The organism is Leclercia barmai, assembly GCF_049312895.1.
Classification (GTDB): Bacteria; Pseudomonadota; Gammaproteobacteria; order Enterobacterales; family Enterobacteriaceae; genus Enterobacter; species Enterobacter barmai.
In genome coordinates this window covers 349,293-364,664 of record NZ_JBMNWZ010000003.1, presented here as the reverse complement: position 1 = coordinate 364,664, position 15,372 = coordinate 349,293, and the positions used below count along the sequence as shown (strand labels likewise).

13 protein-coding genes are annotated in these 15,372 nt (G+C 57.9%); 5 read left to right on the top strand and 8 right to left on the bottom strand.

Annotation, left to right across the window (positions count from 1 at the left end; translation table 11 throughout):
- Nucleotides 1-18: 18 nt before the first annotated feature.
- Both lhgO and glaH read right to left on the bottom strand, forming a co-directional pair.
- Entirely contained in the window at nt 19-1,287 is a 1,269-nt protein-coding gene (gene lhgO, locus ACOYA6_RS14390; RefSeq protein ID WP_039030572.1) for an L-2-hydroxyglutarate oxidase, read from the bottom strand.
- An 11-nt stretch (nt 1,288-1,298) separates the two neighbouring features.
- Nucleotides 1,299-2,276, bottom strand: a complete 978-nt coding sequence (gene glaH, locus ACOYA6_RS14385; protein ID WP_039030571.1) for a glutarate dioxygenase GlaH — start codon at nt 2,274-2,276, stop codon at nt 1,299-1,301.
- A 347-nt stretch (nt 2,277-2,623) separates the two neighbouring features.
- Between glaH and ACOYA6_RS14380 the strand changes: the two genes are divergently transcribed.
- The 5 genes from ACOYA6_RS14380 to ACOYA6_RS14360 all read left to right on the top strand — a co-directional run bounded on the left by ACOYA6_RS14380 (nt 2,624) and on the right by ACOYA6_RS14360 (nt 6,943).
- Nucleotides 2,624-4,105 carry an APC family permease gene (locus tag ACOYA6_RS14380; RefSeq protein WP_039030570.1) on the top strand — a complete coding sequence of 494 codons (1,482 nt, stop codon included), beginning with the start codon at nt 2,624-2,626 and terminating at the stop codon, nt 4,103-4,105.
- Between the two features lie 32 nt (nt 4,106-4,137).
- Nucleotides 4,138-5,562, top strand: coding sequence for an aminobutyraldehyde dehydrogenase (patD, locus tag ACOYA6_RS14375; protein WP_039030569.1), 1,425 nt, complete (start codon nt 4,138-4,140; stop codon nt 5,560-5,562).
- A 123-nt stretch (nt 5,563-5,685) separates the two neighbouring features.
- Nucleotides 5,686-5,970, top strand: coding sequence for a hypothetical protein (locus ACOYA6_RS14370; protein ID WP_039030568.1), 285 nt, complete (start codon nt 5,686-5,688; stop codon nt 5,968-5,970).
- Nucleotides 5,971-5,981: 11 nt separating this feature from the next.
- Nucleotides 5,982-6,374 carry a hypothetical protein gene (locus ACOYA6_RS14365; protein ID WP_039030567.1) on the top strand — a complete coding sequence of 131 codons (393 nt, stop codon included), beginning with the start codon at nt 5,982-5,984 and terminating at the stop codon, nt 6,372-6,374.
- A 149-nt stretch (nt 6,375-6,523) separates the two neighbouring features.
- Nucleotides 6,524-6,943, top strand: coding sequence for a FosA8 family fosfomycin resistance glutathione transferase (locus ACOYA6_RS14360; RefSeq protein ID WP_039030566.1), 420 nt, complete (start codon nt 6,524-6,526; stop codon nt 6,941-6,943).
- Nucleotides 6,944-7,059: 116 nt separating this feature from the next.
- On the opposite strand, the gene ACOYA6_RS14355 is transcribed toward ACOYA6_RS14360, so the two are convergent.
- From ACOYA6_RS14355 to ACOYA6_RS14330, 6 genes are all read right to left on the bottom strand, one after another.
- On the bottom strand, nt 7,060-8,358 hold the full coding sequence (locus ACOYA6_RS14355) for an McrC family protein (protein ID WP_039030565.1): 1,299 nt from the start codon (nt 8,356-8,358) through the stop codon (nt 7,060-7,062).
- Nucleotides 8,355-10,412 (bottom strand): McrB family protein, encoded by a 2,058-nt coding sequence (locus ACOYA6_RS14350; RefSeq protein ID WP_039030564.1) that lies wholly within the window; start codon nt 10,410-10,412, stop codon nt 8,355-8,357. Before ACOYA6_RS14350 ends, ACOYA6_RS14355 begins: the two co-directional genes overlap by 4 nt.
- 128 nt (nt 10,413-10,540) lie before the next feature.
- Complete coding sequence (locus ACOYA6_RS14345) at nt 10,541-11,362, bottom strand: alpha/beta fold hydrolase (RefSeq protein WP_039030563.1); 822 nt, start codon at nt 11,360-11,362, stop codon at nt 10,541-10,543.
- Between the two features lie 30 nt (nt 11,363-11,392).
- The gene (locus ACOYA6_RS14340; protein ID WP_039030562.1) at nt 11,393-13,003 is read right to left on the bottom strand and encodes an MFS transporter; all 1,611 of its coding nucleotides are present in this window, start codon (nt 13,001-13,003) and stop codon (nt 11,393-11,395) included.
- Complete coding sequence (locus ACOYA6_RS14335; RefSeq protein ID WP_419146419.1) at nt 13,000-13,407, bottom strand: DoxX family protein; 408 nt, start codon at nt 13,405-13,407, stop codon at nt 13,000-13,002. Before ACOYA6_RS14335 ends, ACOYA6_RS14340 begins: the two co-directional genes overlap by 4 nt.
- A 5-nt stretch (nt 13,408-13,412) precedes the next feature.
- Nucleotides 13,413-15,284 (bottom strand): amidohydrolase, encoded by a 1,872-nt coding sequence (locus ACOYA6_RS14330; protein ID WP_039030560.1) that lies wholly within the window; start codon nt 15,282-15,284, stop codon nt 13,413-13,415.
- Between the last annotated feature and the right edge of the window lie 88 nt (nt 15,285-15,372).

The window sequence follows — 15,372 nt, the reverse complement described above, 5'->3', positions numbered from 1 at the left end:
CTTCCTGTCTCAGAATGTTTAACGGGTACAGGCGGCGTGGAGTGTGTCCACGCTTCTGGCTGCCCGCAGTGCGCGGCCGGGGTTGTGTTGACTGGCGAGCAGGGTCTGAACCTTGCTGACAATATGCGCGCCAATGGGGATCGCCGAGGTCGCCGCCGGTGAGGGCGCATTACAGGTATGAATGGTTCGCGGCGTGGTGACAAATAAAAAGTCGTCGATGAGCTTCCCGTCTGGCGAAACTGCTTGCGCCCTCACACCCGCAGGCCAGGGGTGCAGATCTTTCACCGTCAGGCTCGGGCAATATTTTTGCACCAGCCGCAGGTAGCCGCTTTTGCACAGAGAGTTTTTCATCTCGCTTAAGCCCGAGCGCAGGTTGTTTTGCAGCACCCGGCGAATGCCGGAGGAACCAATAATTTCCAGCATATCGGTTAAGGAGATATCGCCCTTGCGATAGCCCTCGCGCTTAAAGGCCAGCACCGCGTTGGGGCCCACCGTGACGCTGCCGTCGATCATGCGGGTGAGATGCACGCCCAAAAACGGCATGGCCGGATCGGGGATCGGGTAGATCAGGTGGTTAACGATCTGATTATGTTCCGGCGCGAGGCGGAAATACTCCCCCCGGAACGGGCAGATAATAAAGCCCGGATCGATGCCGAGCATGTTGACCAGCCTGTCGGCCATCAGCCCGGCGCAGGCAATCATGGTCATGGCTTCAAACTCGCGCCCGTCGCGGGTGTGGATGACCACGCCGCTGGCATTCTCCTTCAGGGCGCTGACTTCGGCGTTGAAAATCACCTCGCCGCCTTTCGCCTGGAAGCGTTTTGCCATCGCTGCTGTCACCTCGCGATAGCTGACAATCCCGCTGGAGGGGACAAAAATCCCGCCCAGCCCGGTGATATTGGGCTCGCGCTCGCGCAGTTCGGCGGCGCTCAGCCACTCGCGCTCGATCCCGTTGGCGGCGGTGCGATCCCACAGGGCCTGCATCCGTTCCATCTCAAGCGCAGAGGTGGCAACCAGCATCTTGCCGCAGGTGTCATAGCGAATCTGGTTCTCATCGCAAAAGGCTTTGGTGGCCCGGTTCCCGGCCAGGCAAAACTGCGCCTTCAGGCTGCCGGGAGTGTAATAGACTCCGGCGTGGATCACGCCGCTGTTGCGCCCGGTCTGGTGGCAGGCCGGACCTGCCTCCTTCTCCAGCAGCGCGATGCGGGCGTCCGGGTAGAGCTCCATCAGCTGCATGGCGGTCGACATGCCGATGATGCCGCCGCCGGTAATCACGAAATCATACATCCGCGCAATCCCTACTGATGAGTCTGATAGTGGCTGGTGGCGTAGCTGATATACCCCCGCTGGCGCATCAGTTCCCGGCGCAGATCCGGGTGCGGGGTGAAGCGGTCCCGGCCGTGCAGCCAGAACATGTTGTTGATCAGCAGGAATTTACCCACCGGCACCGGAATGGAAATGATGTGTTTACTGCTCTCCAGTGCGTCAGAAAGTTCGCTCAGCCACACCCCCTCTTCAAAATCTTTCGGCTGCACGAACTGGTCGATATAGCGCATCACCGGGCGGCCCTGCTGGTCGACGTCGAACACCGGATGAAACACATCCTGCGCGACGTTTTTGCTTGGCGGTGCCGTCCAGCGTAACGGGCGGCGGGCCAGCGGATGGCTGAAGAATTTTTCCAGCGACTCCCAGTCATCAAGGTGCAGCAGCAGGGAGTTGCCGCCCTGCATGTTCTGCTCGTCGATCTTCATCATCAGCACGTAGTCGGTCACTTCATCGACGAAGGTACCGTCGTTGTGCAGCTCCAGCACGCGATGGGGCTGGCGCAGATAGCTGTCTGAGTTATCAACGTTTTTCACCGTAAAGCGGGCGTAATACTGGCCGCTCATGGCGTCATAGTTCGAGCGTCCAATCAGGTGCGCCACGGCGGTGGCGATCTTCACCATCTCGTCGGCCTGGGCGACGTTATCCACCCCCTCGGCGTCAATCAGCAGGGCACCCTCGCTGCGGCTGAGGATCGTGTTCAACAGCAGGGGCTGGAGCTGGTTGCCGCACAGGTCATCAAGGATCTTCGCCACCCGAAAGCGGAGGAAGGATTTGTACTCCAGCGCCTGGATGGGCCACTGCTCCACCTCCCGCAGGAACTGCTGCGTGACGTCCGCTGAGAACGTCAGCTCCAGCAGGCGCGGAGACTGCACGGAGGGCGCGATGCGAAAACCGGTAATGGTGCGGGCTAACGCCTCGTCGGGCTGTTTTACGGCGGTCAGTGCATTCATCAGAATCAATCCTCTCAGAAAGTATTCAGGGAACGGGGTATTTCGTAGCCATAAATTAAAAATATCTACATTTTGGATAAATGGGCACATACCAGGCAGATTGTTTAGATTTTGTGATGCAGGCGTAAAAATTGACCGAATTGAGCGGAAAAAACGGGAAAAGAGGGGGATATGAACCTGGCGCAGTGATGGCGCTCACGGAAAATGCGGTGTGATCTTAACAAAAACGTGACATATCCACACAAATCTTAACAAATCGCGAGGGCGGTGCTGTACGGCGTTCAGGCGCTCTTCTATACCTTGATTCGTGTTACCTGCGACACCAACTCAACACAGAGAATAAACGTATGGAACAGACTTCTGGCAAGAAAAGTGAAGAAATTCATAGCGATACTACACAGCAATTTAACCGCTCCATCGGTCTCATCTCTAACTTTTCGCTTGGGTTCACCTACCTCTCGCCGCTGACGGCGGTCTACTCCCTGTTTGCGCTGGCGGTGACGCTGGCGGGGCCTCCGGCCATCTGGTGGATCCCGATTGTCGCCTGCGGGCAGCTGCTGGTGGCCCTGGTGTTTGGCGAAGTGGCGTCGCAGTACCCTATTACCGGCGGGTTGTACCCCTGGGCGCGCCGCCTGTGGGGGAAAAAATATGCGTGGATCGCCGCCTGGATCTACCTCTGGGCGCTGGTGGTGACCATCACCTCGGTCGCGGAATACACCGCCACCTTCGTCGGTTCCCTGTTCGGCTTTGAAATCTCGCCCGGTAACATGCTGATCACCTCGGTCGTGCTGCTGCTGATGATGATGGCGATAAACATGTCGGGCACTAAAAACCTCGCCCGGGTCGCCAGGATCGGCTTCTGGTGCGAGATCGTCAGCGTGATTGCGCTCGGGATCTACCTGCTGATTTTCCATCGTGCCCAGCCGTTTTCGGTGGTGTTTGATTCGATGGGGGTGATTGCCAAAGACGGTAGCTACCAGCCGGCGTTTATGGCGGCGGCGCTGATCGGCCTGTTCATGTTCTTCGGCTTTGAGGCCTGCGGCAACGTGGCGGAAGAGGTGAAAAACCCGAGCAGGAAGATCCCGGTGGCGATGATCCTCAGCATCGTGTTTGGTGCCATTTCGGCGCTGATCTCCATCCTCGGCTACCTGTTGGCCTCCCCGAACCTGATGAACATCGTCAACGGCAAGATCGCCGATCCGATCCCGGCGATCCTCAACGAGGCCCTGGGTGAAACCGGCGCCACGGTGTTTATCATCATCGCGGTGATCGCCATGCTGTCGTGCATTCTCTCCCTGCAGGCCGCGCTGAGCCGCCTGATCTTCTCCTTCTCCCGCGACCAGATGCTGCCGGGCAGCGCCTGGATGTCGAAGCTGTCGAAAAACAGCGTCCCGGACAACGCGATGATCGTCAGCTGCCTGCTGCCGGTGCTTATCTGCGTCTGGGTTTACTTCCAGCCGGATAACCTGGCGCGCATCACCGCCTTTGCGGTTATCGGCATCTACATTTCGTTCCAGATGGTGGTGCTGGCGGCGCTGCGCCAGCGTCTGAAAGGCTGGAAACCGGCCGGGGAGTGGAGCGTCGGCGGCTGGGGAATGCTGGTGAACGTGCTGGCGCTGGCCTATGGCCTGTGCGGCATCTGGCTGCTGGCACAACCTGCCGAGAGCAGCGACTTTATCGACCGCTGGACGGTGCTGGTGGGGCTGTCGGTGGTGGTGATTTCCGGACTGGTGTACATGGCGCTGGCCCGTCCGTTCGGTCGCTCAAACGCGCCGGAAAACGACGCGATCGAGCATGCAAAACGCCTGAACGCGGGACAATCTCTCTAATCACTCAGAACATAAAAACAATGGAGTCGGCTATGCAACACAACTTACTGATTAATGGCGAACTGGTTGCGGGTTCAGGTGAGATGCAACCCGTGTACAACCCGGCCACCGGCGAGGTGCTGCTGGAGATCGCCGAAGCCAGCCCGGAGCAGGTAGACGCCGCGGTGCAGGCCGCCGATCGCGCCTTCCGCACCTGGGGCCAGACCACGCCAAAAATGCGTGCCGAATGCCTGCTTAAGCTGGCGGACGTGATTGAGCAGAACGCTGACACCTTCGCCCGCCTGGAGTCGCAGAACTGCGGCAAACCGCTGCACTGCGTGCTGAACGACGAGATCCCGGCCATTGTCGATGTGTTCCGCTTCTTCGCCGGTGCCACCCGCTGCCTGAACGGCCTGGCCGCCGGGGAGTATATGGAGGGGCACACCTCGATGATCCGCCGCGACCCGGTGGGCGTCGTCGCCTCTATCGCCCCCTGGAACTACCCGCTGATGATGGCGGCCTGGAAGCTGGGCCCGGCGCTGGCGGCGGGCAACTGCGTGGTGCTCAAACCCTCTGAAATCACCCCACTCACCGCCCTGAAGCTGGCCGAACTGGCGAAAGATATCTTCCCGGCCGGGGTGATTAACGTGCTGTTTGGCAGGGGTAAAACCGTCGGCGACCCGCTGACCGGCCACGACAAAGTGCGCATGGTCTCCCTGACCGGATCCATCGCCACCGGGGAGCACATTATTGCCCACACCGCGCCGTCGATTAAGCGCACCCATATGGAGCTCGGCGGTAAAGCGCCGGTGATCGTCTTTAACGACGCCGACATCAATGCGGTGGTGGAGGGCGTGCGCACCTTTGGCTTCTACAACGCCGGGCAGGACTGCACCGCTGCCTGCCGGATCTACGCGCAAAAAGAGGTTTATAACGCGTTGGTCGAAAAACTGGGCGTCGCCGTCGCCAGCCTGAAAATGGGCGCTCCGGATGATGAATCCACCGAACTTGGCCCGGTCAGTTCCGCCGCCCATCTGACCCGCGTCAGCGAGGCGGTCGAGCGCGCGAAAGCCCTGCCGCACATTCACGTGGTCACCGGCGGCAACAAGGCCGAAGGTAAGGGGTATTACTATCAGCCGACCCTGCTGGCCGGGGCGAAGCAGGGGGATGAGATCATCCAGCGCGAAGTCTTCGGCCCGGTGGTAAGCGTCAGCGTGTTCGACGACGAAGAGCAGGTGCTGGAGTGGGCCAATGACTCCCAGTACGGCCTGGCCTCATCGGTCTGGACCCAGGACGTTGGCCGGGCACACCGCATGAGCGCGCGCCTGCAGTACGGCTGCACCTGGGTGAACACCCACTTTATGCTGGTGAGCGAAATGCCGCACGGCGGCCAGAAGCTCTCCGGCTACGGCAAGGATATGTCGATGTACGGGCTGGAAGATTACACCGTGGTACGGCATGTGATGGTGAAGCACTAATCTGCTTAAGCGGCGGCAAGCGCGATTCACGTTTGTCGCCGCAAAGGATATATACATTCTATATGGATCATTTTTTTGCCTCTCTATATACTTTGCATATAGCGGTAAAGAAGAGAGGTTATCATGCCCACCCCAACACGCACTGCACCTAAAAAGTTCCTGTTCCAGCTCCGTTCCGTTGACAACGAATTCGGCGTAAGTGAAGAGACGTTTGTACGTCTGATGGCGGAGCTATCCCTGAACCAGACTGAGTTAGTCCACAAGGCGTTACGCAACCTCGCCAAAGAGGTGTTGCCCGCCTACGAACAGGACGATGGCCCGCTGACCGAAGCGCAACACAACGCGGTCAGAAAAATGTCAGGCCTCGACATCTCAGAGGACGATCTGGACTCTCCATTATTTAAATAAGCAGGACGCTTATGACTAATAATTACAACCCGTTACCGGCAATCGGTGACATCATCTGGTGTCGATTTCCTCAACATGAGGATCTGGGGCATCCGGGGCCGAAAGCGCGTCCCGGACTGATTTTGAACGTCTTCCCGGATCTGCATGCCGTCCTGATTGTCTATGGAACCTCCCGGACGGACCACGTCTATCAGGGCGAATTTGTCATCGACGATCAGTTGGATACGGCAGGGCTAAGCTGGCCGACAAAGTTTGATCTTAATCGCCTGCAAAAATTGCCTTTTAATACCGAGTGGTTTGCGGTGGCACCAGGCGTGGAGATTGCTTCACCGTTGCCCAAAATGGGCGTTATCCCACCGGTGTTTATTCCCGTAATGCGTGCCGCCTGGTCTAAAAGACGGTAGCAGCCATTGCCCGGCGGCGCTTCGCTTGCACGGGCCTACGGTTTTGCCCTTTCGTAGGCCGGGTAAGCGCAGCGACACCCGGCGCTTCTGTTTATACGTCGATAAACATGCTAAAGAAGTGAGGTTAACCTCTATACGGAACTGACCTCATGCTCAACGCCCTTAACCATCTGACCCTTGCCGTCAGCAACCTGCCTGTCAGCATCGCATTCTGGCGCGATCTTCTCGGCCTGCGGCTGCATGCCGAATGGCACTCCGGGGCTTACCTTACCTGCGGCGATCTCTGGCTCTGCCTGTCTTATGACGAAACGCGAACATTTATCCCGCCGCAAAATAGCGACTACACCCACTACGCCTTTTCTGTTGCAGCGGAAAATTTCGACGCCGTTGTACAAAAGCTGAAAGACGCTGGCGTAACGGTCTGGAAAGAGAACAAAAGCGAAGGGGCGTCGTTCTATTTTCTCGACCCGGACGGGCACAAGCTGGAACTGCACGTGGGGGATCTGGCCGCGCGGCTGGCGGCGTGTCGGGATAAGCCTTACGCGGGGATGGTATTTACCTCAAAGTAAGCTGATGCCCGCACCTTCAGACTGCCGCTGTTTATTATTCTGTTCTCGTTTTTTCTGCATGTTTCATAACGTCATGGGAGGCCTGACGCCTGCTAAGCGAGCGTCAGGTTCACATATTAAAGTGTAAAAGCTTCTGGGAGATGGAGTTTTGAGTTTTGAATGCTGGTTCCGATGGTAAAAGGGACGACCCACAGACGTAATGCATGACCATCCGGTTTGTGAAGTTCAAAGGGATGGGGAAGCGCATCATTAAAACCGTCATGCCCTGGATAGATAAGTATCATATCCCCCCGGCTATCGAGATATTTCACCCCGTAGGCTTGCATCTGGTAAAGGTCATTTTGCGAAATGTTAAAGCCAGGTTTATACGGCTTGATCTTTTTCCATTTCGTATCGCAAATAATCGGTGAATGCTGCGAAGTTTCATGCGGGCGAAGCCAGATATCCGGCTTGAGTCTGAACATATTCTTCGTGTGATAACGAGCCAGGCTGTGTTTTTTTGCCTGTGTATCGATCTGGTAGTGTAGATGATGGTGATGTTTCATCCAGGCGGCAACGAAGGATTCAAAAACAGCCTCCATTGGAAAGAGCAGTGAAATGGCATTAGCCTGCCCCTGCATACAGTGTGGAGACTCGCCTTGTAAAATGAGTTTTGCCCAGTCCAGTGCCTGTTCGTAATAATGCATATGCCTGTCCAGGCGAACCTGGCTGAAGGCAAATGCGACATCCATAACTGGGGAAAGGGGTTCAAAGGCTGTCAGCAAAGGCTGAAGCTGTCGTATCAGCTGAGGATTGCGGGTCAGTCGGGAGACTTTATCGATAGCCGTTTTCAGAATGCGGTTTTCGGGACGCTCAACGCTGTATTCATCATATTCCACTTGAAAACGATCGTGCCGAACGCTGTTTTTGGTTAGCTGTGCTGAAACCCGTAATTTGCCTTTCATCCACGCCAGATTATCGTGCTGACGAAGATAGTCGCGTTTAAGACCTTGTTGAAGGATAAACTGAACGCTGATGATGAACTGCTGAATAAAGATATCCATCAACGGCATGCGTGAGGTCTTGATGCTCGCCGATGTTGTTGCAATATGTCGGAAGGTTTTCAGAGTACGCAGCATCATTATTAACTGCTCACGGGCGTGTTCATGGCCCGTTTTGGGTAACACCTCAATAAACGCACCTCCCGGTAGCGCAATCACGCCCACGTAATTTTTCACCTGCAGTGCCTGAACCCGGCCAACAGCGCGAAGGGTAAGCAACCGGCTATCATATTCTACATCGTCACTTAAACAGCGTTGCACCAGCCATTGAAAAAGCGTATCGGGCAGCACAACCGCGTCCCTGACGCGGCCCTGATCTTTATCGCTAATCACATATCCGTGCTCAATGAGCGTCCAGGAATGGCCGGATGTCATTCCTCGCTCTCCTGATGTATGGCTTTTGGATCGTAAATCTGGCGATAAGCCAGCGGGTTATTCCATACGGGCTTCGACTCGTGAGAAAGATGGTAGGTCATCCCCGCCTCCTGCAAATCTTCTGCAGCATCAGCACCAAACAATCGCAGGAAATTGCCTTCACTGTTTATTGATGAGACGAACTGTAAGCTCTCGTCCTGTTTCTGGTTGTCACCGAGGACAAGGCGGATTTTTTGCCAGTCGTTATAGAAATACTCCTCCAGCAAAGGAAGGATTTTATTTTTCATGATGCGTTTAAGCAGATCGAAGGCGGCATCTTCGTCATCCTTAGCTTGTATTACGGGCATGAAAAATGCGTGTCCCAGCGTGTGTTCATAATCATACAACGCCTGAATCCTGGCATTCAGCGTTTCCAGTAGCCGTTCAAGCTGAATCCCCTTGATCCTAGTGCCTGCCAACAAGCTGGTGTCTGGAAGCATAGGTACAAACTCGAAGCGGCGGCGCAACGCGGTATCGAGCGCCGTCAGGGAGCGGTCTGCGGTGTTCATTGTGCCGACAAGGTAAAGATTATTGGGGACGCTAAATGACGTGGCGGAATAAGGGAGAGAAACACTGAGTTCTTCTGCTTCACCTGCACGTTTAGAGGTTTCAATCAGCGTGATGAGCTCGCCGAAGATTTTAGAAATATTGCCACGGTTAATCTCGTCAATAATCAGTACGAAATTCTGTCGTTTAGCGCCAGTTGTCTTCTCCGGTGTGGCCGGAATATGATTTTCGCGAATCAGAAACGCCAGGATCCCACGTATATAAGAAACGTTATGCACTTTGGCATTGTTATCCTGGTACCAGGCTCGAATGTCCTTAAGATAAGCATTGTAGCCCTGACCCAAATCTTCTTTTTTGCTCTGCTCAGGGAAGATCCCAAAGACAGCCTCGCTTTTGTAAGTCACACGGAAAGGGTTACCATTGTGGGTGCGTAGCGTAATGCTCTCTCCTTCAGCAAGCCGTTCCTGTAACAGCACAAGTGCCTTGTCCAGAGCCTGCTGTATACCCGCATTGCCAAAAGCGGCGTCATCGCAAATTTGCTTGAAAATCCCAGGTTTGACGTCATAACGCACGTTACCGTCGTCGGTCGTTTCTGCCCTTAGTCCTTCAATGAACTCTTCGTACCCGAAGCTTTGATGGAAAGTAATAAAACGGATCCGTTTTTCGTTCATCAGCTGGTTATAAATTTTCTTAAGCTCGCGTCGACGTTCGCTCTCTTCTTTTCCATCCAGCCTGGCGTATGCCTGAGGTTCACAGGCGCGCACGGCAACGTCGATTGTTTTATAGGTTTTGCCCGTGCCTGGTGGCCCATACAGGATCAAGTTTTTAGGCAATTGAAGATCGTTGGGTTCAGAACCCTGTTCATCATCTTCACCCGTGTTGTCGGGCACCACCACAGTATCGTCTTTCTCAAGGATAAAATGTTTGTACAGATGCCAGAGAGACATATTCAATGTGATGGCATCAATCTGGGAGCCTATCGCCTGGTTAAGTGCCTTTTTCAATTCAAGATTAAGGTCAAACCACTCGCCTTGACCTGACAGGCCCAGATCAAAGCGGTTATTGCAGTAGTTATAGATACGAAAGAACGCGCCAGTGTTAACAATATTGCTGATGTGCTCAGGGTACATAACTGCAAACGCACGATGGCACAGCGCCCAGTACACTTTTTTCAGGATCTTTTGTTCTTTGAGAGACTTCAGTTGTGTAATCACCTGCTGATAATTGGCGGGCGTACATTCTTTGGCAATCAGACGGGACAGGGCGCGCAGCTTTTCTTTCGCCTCGTTAAATTCATTCAGTGACATGCCGCCTTGCTTAATACTGGCGACGCCATTGGAGCGGTTGTACCAAAGTTCATAGAGCGTCTCGTCTGAGAAGTTGGGGCGCTCTTCCTCCACTTTTATTCGTAGTGCCCAAAACGCCGGGCCCCATTCAATACTGTAATTCTCGTTATTGGCCGTGTGAGAGGTGAAGAATGAAAGTACGTCGGTGTGTTCCTGAACCATTACCCGCTCCAGCTTGATGAAAATAAAAAGTTTTCCTCATTTTATCGGAATTATCTGAAGTGTTGCACTGCTTGTTCAGGGGGCAGTGGATGTGAACAGCTGACGCCAGGTGGCGTCAGCTTTAACACTTACAGCCCCTTCACAAACGTCAGCAGGTCTTCGTTCAACTGGTCCTGATGCGTCAGCGCAAAGCCGTGCGGCGCGTTGTCGTACACCTTCAGCTCCGCATTGCTAATCAGCTCCGCCGCCACTTTACCGGTGGTTTCAAACGGGACGATCTGGTCGTTGCTGCCGTGGATCACCAGCGTCGGCACGTCGACTTTGGCCATATCCGCACGGAAGTCGGTTTCGGCAAAGGCGGTTACGCAGTCCAGCGTCCCTTTCAGGGAGGCCAGCAGGGCGATGTTCAGGGTCTGGGTCAGGCCGCCTTCAGACACTTTCTGTCCGGCGTTGAGGCCGTAGAACGGGGTGGCGAAATCGCTGATGAACTGGGCGCGATCTTTCAGCAGCCCGTCGCGAATGCCGGCGAAGACCGACTGATCCACACCCTGCGGATAAGAGTCAGACTTACCGAAGATCGGCGTGACCGCACCCAGCAGCGCCAGCCCGGCCACGCGGTCGGTGCCGTAAGTGCCGATATAGCGGCTCACGTCGCCGCCGCCCATGGAGAAGCCCACCAGGGTCACGTCGCGCAGATCGAGCGCGGTGATCAGGTCGTTGATGTCGGAGGCAAAGGTGTCGTAGTCATAGCCGTTCCACGGCTGATCTGAACGGCCAAAGCCGCGACGGTCGAAGGCGATGGCGCGGAAGCCGCGCTCGGCCAGATAGTTAAGCTGGCTGTCCCACATGTCGGCATCCAGCGGCCAGCCGTGGCTGAACAGCACCGGCTTACCCGCGCCCCAGTCTTTGTAGTAAATCTGCGTGCCGTCTTTCGCTTTGATCGTAGCCATAGTCTCTTCCTCAAAATGTTGTTTTAGGTTTTAAACCGGCGCCACCAGATAACGGGTCGCCGGGGGTGCATCGCCCTGATGAAAAGCCAGCACGCGGCTTTGCAGCAGGTGGTCGTTCATGGTGTGGCGCTCCTGCAGACGCAGGTGTTCAACCCACGAGCCCAGCAGGAAGGTCTCGATATAGAGGCCCGGCCGGTCGATATCCTCATACACCGCCCAGCTCATGGCGCCCGCCCGCCGCCTGACCCGGCGCAGCTCGTGGACCGCCTGCAGAAAGTCGTTTACCGCGTCGGGATCAACCAGATATTCGCAGGAGACCAGCACCGGGCCACGCTCGTTGGGGATGTTCTCCCGGGCGTCGTCGGCAATCAGGCCGCTGGTGTCCAGATTCAGGTTAGGATCTTTCTCAAGCTTCCAGCGCAGCACCGTGGCGCTCGCCAGCAGCATCCCCACCGTCGCCACGCAGAGTGACGTATAGGTGTTGAAGTGCGAGGCAATCTGTCCCCACAGGGCGCTGCCCGCGGTCATCGAGCCGAAAAAGACCGTCAGATAGACCGCCAGCGCCCGGGCCTTCACCCAGCGTGCGGCGCTGCGTTGCGCCCCCAGATTGAGCGTGGATAGCACCGCAATCCACGCAAAGCCGGTGAAAAACTCAAACAGGTTCAGCAGCCAGAAGTGGCGCACGAAGGCCAGGGCCAGCATGGTGAGGGCGAAGACCAGGCTTGCCGCCACCATCAGCCGGTCGGCGTTCAGGCGCTGGCGCAGTCGTGGCAGCAGCACCGCCCCGGCAATCGCCCCCATCCCGATGCAGGCCAGCATGATGCCGTACCCCGCCGGGCCGAGGCCCAGCTCCCGGCGCGCCACCAGCGGCAGCAAGGCCCAGCCCGCGCTGGCGAACACGAAGAACGCCACGGTGCGAATTAAAACGTTACGCAGCACCGGGGCGGCGTGGACGTAGCGCACCCCGGCGCGCACCGCCGAGAAAAAGTGCTCCGGCGGCAGGCGCTGCACCGAGAGCGCAGGCTTCCAGCGCCACAGCACCCAGGCCACGCCCAGCACCGACAGGGCATTGAGCAGGAACACCATCCACGGCCCGGCCAGCGAGAGCAAAAAGCCGCCCAGCGCCGGGCCGATGGCGCGGCTGATGTTCACCCCCAGTGAGTTGAGGGCAATCGCCGGGCCTAGCTCCGCCTTGCTCACCAGATCCGGCACCACCGCCTGGAACGGCGGCGAACTCATGGCGCTGCCGACGCTCAGCAGAAACGCCGCCACCAGCAGCACCGTCGGCGTCACCTGGCCGGTAAACGACAGAATGGTCAGCCCGGCGGCGGCGATAAACACCCACAGTTGCGAAAACAGCAGGTACTTGCGCCGGTCGACGATATCCGCCATCACCCCGGAGGGCAGGGCGAAGAGGAACATCGGCAGGCTGCTCGCCGCCTGCACCATGGCGATATCCAGCGGATCGGCGCTCAGCGTTAGCATGCTCCAGTTGATCCCGACGTCGCTCATCCACGAGCCAACGTTCGACACCACCGTGGCGATCCACAGCATGCGGAACACCCGCTGGTGCAGCGGCTGCCACGTCGACATCGCCGGGGCAGGCGGGTGCTCGATGTGCGCGTCGGTCACCTGGGTCATGCGAATCTCTCCGTGGCACGCGAGCGTAACCGCCACGCGCCGGGGCCGGTGATGGCAAGGGTGGTGAAGATAATCAGCAGCAGCCAGCCAAACTGACCTTCGGCAATCGACCAGTCAGGGTGCACCGCCAGCATCGCCACCAGCAGCACGGCGATAATCGGCACGCAGGCCAGCCGGGTCGCCACGCCGAACAGGATCAGGATCGGGCAGATCACCTCGGCGAAGATCGCCGGGATCAGGCTGAAGTACGGCCCAAAGCCAAAAGGATCTTCGATCCGCGTCAGTTCTTCGCTAAAGTGCAGCACCTTCGGCAGGCCGTGAACGTAGAGCAACAGCAGGCTGCCGGTGATGCGCAGGAAGAACAGCCCCAGGTCGATCCGGGGCAGGGGTTGAGTTGAGTTCATCATGATCAGAACGCGAAGCAGCTGCAGCCCAGCGCTCCCCAGAAGGCGTTATCGTCGGCCACCGGCATCTCTGCGCTGCGGGCAAAATCGTGGGCGTGGTTATGCACGCCGCACGGCCCGCTGCAGTGGTGCACGGCGCTCATCCCCACCCGGGCGGCCTGCGGTGGCGCGGATCGGTAGTGTCCCGGCACCTTGACCACCGGCGACCACTCCGGCAGAACCGGGATAGCAGGCGGCGCCAGCGGGCCGAAAGCGCCTGCGGCATAGACGATATCGCCGTCCACCACCGTCAGCACCGACTCGATGCCCTTGATCTCCTCTTCCGGCACGCGGAAGAAGTCTTTGCTCAGCACCGCGAGATCCGCGAGCTGGCCCTTTTTGATCTGCCCTTTCTGGTTCTGCTCGTTCGAGAACCACGCGCTGCCCTGGGTCCAGAGCATCAGGGCGGTATCGCGATCCAGACGGGCGCTGTGATCGTACATCTGCATGCCGCCCACGGTGCGCCCGGAGACCAGCCAGTAGAGCGCGGTCCAGGGGTTGTAGCTCGCCACGCGGGTGGCGTCGGTGCCTAAGCCTACCGGCACGCCGGTCTCCAGCATGCGGGTCACCGGCGGGGTATGGCGGACAGCCTCCATCCCGTAGCGCTCGGCGAAGTACTCGCCCTGGAAGGCCATGCGGTGCTGCACGGCGATGCCGCCGCCCAGAGCCTTGATGCGGTCGATGTTGCGCTGGGTGACGGTCTCGGCGTGGTCGAAGAACCAGTGCAGGCCGTCGAACGGGATCTCGCGGTTCACCTTCTCGAAGACGTCCAGCATCCGGCTGATGGACTCGTCATAGGTGGCGTGCAGGCGGAACGGCCAGCGGTGTTCCACCAGATGGCGCACCACGCGCTCCAGCTCGTCCTCCATGCCGGGGGCCAGATCCGGGCGCGGCTCGAGGAAATCCTCGAAGTCGGCGGCGGAGAAGACCAGCATCTCCCCCGCGCCGTTATGGCGGAAGAAGTCGGTGCCCTGGCCCGGCTTGAGCATGTCGGTCCACTTCTCGAAGTCCTCCAGCTCGTGGCCGGGACGCTGGGTGAAGAGGTTGTAGGCGATGCGGATGGTCATCTGCTTTTTGTCGTGCAGCTCGGCGATCACCTCGTAGTCTTCCGGGTAGTTCTGGAAACCGCCGCCCGCGTCGATGGCGCTGGTCAGCCCCAGACGGTTCAGCTCACGCATGAACTGGCGGGTGGAGTTCACCTGCTGCTCCAGAGGCAGTTTCGGCCCTTTGGCGAGGGTGGCGTAGAGGATCATGGCGTTCGGACGGGCGATCAGCATCCCGGTCGGGTTGCCGTTGGCGTCGCGCTGGATCTCGCCGCCCGGCGGGTTCGGCGTCTCTTTGGTGTAACCCACCACCTTCAGCGCCGCGCGGTTGAGCAGGGCGCGATCGTAGAGGTGCAGGATAAAGACCGGGGTATCCGGCGCGGCCTCGTTGATCTCATCCAGGGTCGGCATGCGGCGCTCGGCAAACTGGAACTCGCTCCAGCCGCCCACCACGCGCACCCACTGCGGGGACGGGGTGCGCAGGGCCTGCTCTTTCAGCATCCGCAGGGCGTCGGCCAGCGACGGCACCCCTTCCCAGCGCAGCTCGAGGTTGTAGTTCAGCCCGCCGCGGATCAGGTGCAGGTGCGAATCGTTGAGACCGGGGATGGCGGTGTGACCTTTGAGATCCACCACTTTGGTGGCCTCGTCGTGGTACTGCATCACGTCGGCTACGGTGCCGACGGCAAGGAATTTGCCGTCACGTACGGCCACCGCTTCGGCGAGGGGATTTTCACGGTCGACGGTATGAAACTGGCCATTCACCAGAATCAGATCTGCTTTAGCAGAGGAAGTCATAACTGCTCCTGACTGAGAGGGGTTTGGTCAGGATTATTGGAACCGGTTACCGAAAAAAACCAGTTATACAAAGGGATAGGTATACCAA

Excerpts from the sequence above, each read along its gene's own strand:
- ACOYA6_RS14355 (WP_039030565.1), bottom strand. The coding sequence starts at position 8,358 with ATGACATCCGGCCATTCCTGGACGCTCATTGAGCACGGATATGTGATT.
- ACOYA6_RS14370 (WP_039030568.1), top strand. The coding sequence starts at position 5,686 with ATGCCCACCCCAACACGCACTGCACCTAAAAAGTTCCTGTTCCAGCTC.
- ACOYA6_RS14380 (WP_039030570.1), top strand. The coding sequence starts at position 2,624 with ATGGAACAGACTTCTGGCAAGAAAAGTGAAGAAATTCATAGCGATACT.
- lhgO (WP_039030572.1), bottom strand. The coding sequence starts at position 1,287 with ATGTATGATTTCGTGATTACCGGCGGCGGCATCATCGGCATGTCGACC.
- ACOYA6_RS14335 (WP_419146419.1), bottom strand. The coding sequence starts at position 13,407 with ATGAACTCAACTCAACCCCTGCCCCGGATCGACCTGGGGCTGTTCTTC.
- ACOYA6_RS14350 (WP_039030564.1), bottom strand. The coding sequence starts at position 10,412 with ATGGTTCAGGAACACACCGACGTACTTTCATTCTTCACCTCTCACACG.
- ACOYA6_RS14330 (WP_039030560.1), bottom strand. The coding sequence starts at position 15,284 with ATGACTTCCTCTGCTAAAGCAGATCTGATTCTGGTGAATGGCCAGTTT.
- ACOYA6_RS14340 (WP_039030562.1), bottom strand. The coding sequence starts at position 13,003 with ATGACCCAGGTGACCGACGCGCACATCGAGCACCCGCCTGCCCCGGCG.
- ACOYA6_RS14365 (WP_039030567.1), top strand. The coding sequence starts at position 5,982 with ATGACTAATAATTACAACCCGTTACCGGCAATCGGTGACATCATCTGG.
- patD (WP_039030569.1), top strand. The coding sequence starts at position 4,138 with ATGCAACACAACTTACTGATTAATGGCGAACTGGTTGCGGGTTCAGGT.
- glaH (WP_039030571.1), bottom strand. The coding sequence starts at position 2,276 with ATGAATGCACTGACCGCCGTAAAACAGCCCGACGAGGCGTTAGCCCGC.
- ACOYA6_RS14345 (WP_039030563.1), bottom strand. The coding sequence starts at position 11,362 with ATGGCTACGATCAAAGCGAAAGACGGCACGCAGATTTACTACAAAGAC.
- ACOYA6_RS14360 (WP_039030566.1), top strand. The coding sequence starts at position 6,524 with ATGCTCAACGCCCTTAACCATCTGACCCTTGCCGTCAGCAACCTGCCT.